The 4,526-nt window shown below is 44.7% G+C and carries 4 protein-coding genes; 3 read left to right on the top strand and 1 reads right to left on the bottom strand.

The genetic code is table 11. The features are described 5' to 3' along the window. Positions 1-249 precede the first annotated feature (249 nt). Positions 250-873, top strand: coding sequence for a hypothetical protein (locus CX664_RS24370; RefSeq protein WP_101749207.1), 624 nt, complete (start codon positions 250-252; stop codon positions 871-873). A 47-nt stretch (positions 874-920) separates the two neighbouring features. Here the strand turns inward: CX664_RS24370 and CX664_RS24365 are convergent, their stop codons facing one another. After that, a complete protein-coding gene (locus CX664_RS24365; RefSeq protein ID WP_146000307.1) occupies positions 921-2,048 on the bottom strand; it encodes a hypothetical protein in 1,128 nt (375 codons plus the stop codon). Positions 2,049-2,200: 152 nt separating this feature from the next. On the opposite strand from CX664_RS24365, the gene CX664_RS24355 reads away from it, so the two are divergent. Next, positions 2,201-3,217, top strand: a complete 1,017-nt coding sequence (locus tag CX664_RS24355) for a CobW family GTP-binding protein (protein WP_101749204.1) — start codon at positions 2,201-2,203, stop codon at positions 3,215-3,217. A 274-nt stretch (positions 3,218-3,491) separates the two neighbouring features. Next, positions 3,492-4,247 (top strand): thiopurine S-methyltransferase, encoded by a 756-nt coding sequence (locus CX664_RS24350; protein ID WP_180966619.1) that lies wholly within the window; start codon positions 3,492-3,494, stop codon positions 4,245-4,247. Positions 4,248-4,526 lie beyond the last annotated feature (279 nt).

The raw sequence follows: 4,526 nt of genomic DNA, 5'->3' as shown, positions 1-4,526 counted from the left end.
CAGTAATATGCCTTTACTGGGTGCTGAATAGTTACAATAAAAAAAAACGCCTCCGCAATTGAAGATGTTGCCGTCGCAACAGAGTGGATGCATCACTGCAATCGTATATTCCATTTGGTTACGAAGGGAACTATTGGCGGATTAAACAGACTAAACGTTGACTGCATAAGTTCTCTGTCTGTGCAGAGTGATTAAGTTATTCAGCCCCTATGAACAGCAATATCTACGTCTCAACAAAAAGGTCTATTTATGCTTGACCCAATAGGAAATAATAATACTGTTTACACCATGCAATTGACTGACCCTCCCACTGGCAATGCTGCCATGGCAGGAATGGCACAGGAAAGTGCGACATTTAATAAGTCATTAGCAACCGTTAACCAGAATGTTGTTGCTCTTGTTTTAAAAGCCGCTGAGGAGAATAACTGTCAGGCAGACCAGATTGTCAGTCCTCTGATAGATCATCTTATAAAACGTTTTCAACTGCCTGAACCGAACCGTCTGCAGGTCAGTACCGCTGCAAGAAACCCCAATAAACCCGATGATTGGCTATGGGACCGATGGCAAGAGAAACATTATAAACCCTTCTGGTCGGGGAAAGACTGCTATTACCCAAAATCACAGGAGAATGTAAATAAAGTTATACTTGCACTTCACAATCAAATACGCTTCGATGGCACATTTACAAACTGTCAAAATCTACCTTATGTATTGGACCAATTTAGTCTTGCCTCAGTTTGGGAGTGCAAGGATTTTCTGGAACTTTCACATCTATTTAGCCAAACGTTAAAACCACTGACGCCATTTATTCGCCAATGCATTGCGGCAGGTTTGTTCACAGAAAACTTTATTAATGAATTGTATGCGATGTGAACGTCCCGGTTTCAGGTCTCGAACCTTGAATAAACTAACGAATTATTTTATCGACCAACATGACGATAAAAAACCTGAGAAAAACATTCAGGCAGGGAGCAAACAGCTCTTTTGACCCTTGCTAAAAACATGGCCGTTGCCATACCCGCATATTCACTAAGATGAAACCGATTTGCTAATGCTATTGCTGACATATAAAGGACTTTTCCACCTCCTTCAAAATTCCCCAGAATCGATCCGTCGAATTTAGGCTCATGACCATCATTTAGCGACGTGACAAATGTCGGCTGAGATAGAATTCTTACAATAGCTTCATCCTGACTGATATTGTACCGGTTCATTGCTGTACTTATCAGCCAACCAAAAAGGCTGCTAGTATCTCCTTTATCCATCTGCATAACCCCTCTAGCCCCAGGGGTGTATGAGCTTGCAGCAACGATCCCTACGCCAAACAACCATTGGCTTACTTGCATTCCCATACGCTGTATCTGATATTTTTCCGGATACTTGGCAATCAGCTCAGGATTGACAAAAAAACTATCCTCATCTGGCAGGTTCTGCCACCCCTCATCTATTCGTTGCAGCATGAGTGAAAAGAAATAAGAATCTAACTCATCAATATCGGAGGATATCGTTTCGAGGCCTTCAACGACCCACTCTTCATAGGTGCCTCGAATATCAGAAATAACAGCATCAACAGCAGCCTTCATCGCCTCTTTGTATTTTTTACCATTATCTTCACTTGGCATCATCATAATTCGGAAAGGCCGGAGCTTACTCCCCACAAGATCGGCCAGATTATCATCAAAAACATGAAGGTCTTTTTTAAATTCATCCAGTTTGTCTCGAAAAGCGGGTTTTATTTTTTGTCCATTTAGTCTGTCAAAGGTTCGATAGATGATTTTCTTTGAAAAAAGCTCTGTTTCTATATCACTTTGCACCTCAATCTCTTTCTCTTTAGCAATATGTGCTTCTGCATCTGTCTTTAATCTTATTGTCCGTCCAAAAGCCCCTCCAGTGTCTTTCCACTCACTATTCAAGCATGGTGAGCGATGCCTTAGACAACAACTTCCAGATTCTACACCGGTGCTAATCATTGTTAGAAGTCCTGTTTTGGTTTTCAGGAACCCATGATCAGAAACGCCAGGCTGATCAATAAGCTTCTGAGCAACCAAGATAGCACTTCCTATAAAAGTGAAAGCTCTTCTGCAAAAAGCCAACGTGCAGATATCACCATCAATTTATTCATTTACATTTATAATTCACGATACTATTTCAAATTCAAGTTCCAGTTCCAGTTCCAGAAAATTGCAAGGCTGTTATTACAATGGAGAAAAAAATTCCTGCCAATTTGATCACCGGTTTCCTGGGCTCCGGTAAAACCACCGCCATTTTGCATTTACTCAGGCAGAAACCGGAAAACGAAACCTGGGCTGTGCTGGTCAATGAGTTTGGCGAAGTCGGTATTGATGGTGCCCTGTTACAGGGCTCTTCGGCACGTAATGATGTATTCGTGCGAGAAGTGCCCGGTGGCTGTATGTGCTGCGTGGCCGGGCTCCCCATGCAGATTGGCCTTAATATGCTGATCGCCCGCAGCAAACCGGATCGGCTGCTGATTGAGCCCACCGGGCTGGGCCATCCCCAGGAAATTATTAACACACTGCAAGGAGAGTATTACCGTGAGATTCTGAGCCTGGAAGCCAGTATATGCCTGGTGGATCCGCGCAACCTTGAAGATACCCGATACCTTGAGAATGACAATTTTCGGGATCAGATTCATCTGGCCGATGTTCTGGTAGCCAACAAAACTGACTTATCCTGCGAAACTGACCGTAGGCGTTTTGAGCAGTTTGCAGACCAGTTACCGGGGCCAAAACCAGAAACGGCCTGGATAAAGCAGGGGGCACTTTCCGTAGAGTGGCTGGATCTTCCTCGCCGTGATCGTGTGGCGGTTAACCCCAAAGCCCACCATGCACATCAGAAAAGCCCTGATCAGCTCCAGACCACAGAAGCCATGCACCTCAAGCTACCTGAAGGCCAACTTTTTCTCCGCAAGGAAAACACAGGCCAGCATCATTTCAGCTGTGGCTGGCTGTTTTCTGAAAGCACTTCGTTTTCATTTGACCGGCTGTTCTCACTGATTCATGCGCAAACTGCCCAGCGTTTAAAAGCAGTGGCAAAAACAGACCAGGGGGTGAAAGGTTTTAATATGCAGGATGGTATTGTCAGTGTGATAGAGATTGAAGAAACGTCAGATAGCCGCCTGGAAATCATCAGCAGCACCCCCATGGACTGGGATAACTTTGAAACCAGGCTACAGGAAACCATTATTTACACGCGATAAATTAAAAATTGTTTTAAATCCCGGTTTATTGGACAAATTCTGTCAGCAGGTGATCAATAAATAAATCCCCTGCGCAAACGGGCTCTTGCGTATCATATTGGCAGACCGGATATTAATGGGAGCGGCCAGTCATATTCGAACAGTGAATCAATCCTGTCAGTTTCTTTGCCGGGGTATTTTACAGCGCAGATTTTCCTGCCCCGTGCATCGCTTCAATCACAACCAGTGGCATTCTGCTACCTTGTATACACGACTTCAGAGAGTAAGGCTGATCATGAACTACACTCAGCTATTTATCTTCCTACTGGCAGCCGGTATGGTTAATAATTGCAAAGCATCCAATTCAGTGTCCGACCATGATAACGGGATATCAATAGCAATGGACGAGATTAACTGGCAGTCTCATTGGGAGAACAATAACATTGGCTTCCATCTTGATCAGGCCAACCCTATGCTGGTTAAACACTGGCCTAAAATACGTGCAGTACCAAAGGATATGGTATTCGTTCCGCTGTGTGGCAAGAGCCTTGATATGGTTGAGCTCCATAAGCAGGGACACTTTGTTATTGGCTCCGAGTTAAGTGAGGTGGCTGTGGAAGCCTTTTTTTCCGAGCAAAACCTCGATTACACAAGGCAGGCAGCAGGTGAACATGAGTACTGGTCCAGCGAACGATTAGCCCTGGTTCGGGGGGATTTTTTTACCCTGACAGAAGAGAGCGTTCCGGCCAGATTTGTTTATGACCGGGCAGCCCTGGTTGCACTCCCTCCCGGCAAGCAGGAAGCTTATATAGAACAACTTCTGCGTATCGCACCGGATATTGAGCAAATCCTGCTGATCACGGTGGAATATGATGATATTGCCGCAGCAGCGCCACCATTCAGTATCCCTCCCAATCGGGTAAAAGCACTCTACGGCGACCACTTCGAGATCGATCTGATTGAGACACGGGACACCAAACCTTCACCTCGAAAACAGGCTCAGGGTTTGCAGGTAATTACAGAGCATGTTTTCAAACTTGACCGGAAGTAGTTTCTAACTACTTAGCAATGCCATTCCCTTCTCCTGCCTGATATCACCAGGTGGGTACTTTCTATCGTCTAAACTCTACTTTTTTAGGCTCCTCGTCCTTTAGTGTGGATTTCCTTATGAAATATCTGAGAGAATTCGGGCTCTTTTTACCTCATCAGAAGTAGTATCCAGCCATGGATGGAAATCAGGTTTTTATACTCGGCCTCGGCTTACAATTTCCCTGGAAACTGGTTAGCCAGCATCTGGATACTTCAACCAAACCCAGTGTGCTCACACTTA

The organism is Endozoicomonas acroporae (genome assembly GCF_002864045.1).
GTDB lineage: Bacteria > Pseudomonadota > Gammaproteobacteria > Pseudomonadales > Endozoicomonadaceae > Endozoicomonas > Endozoicomonas acroporae.
This window is presented reverse-complemented; position numbering and strand designations above follow the sequence as displayed.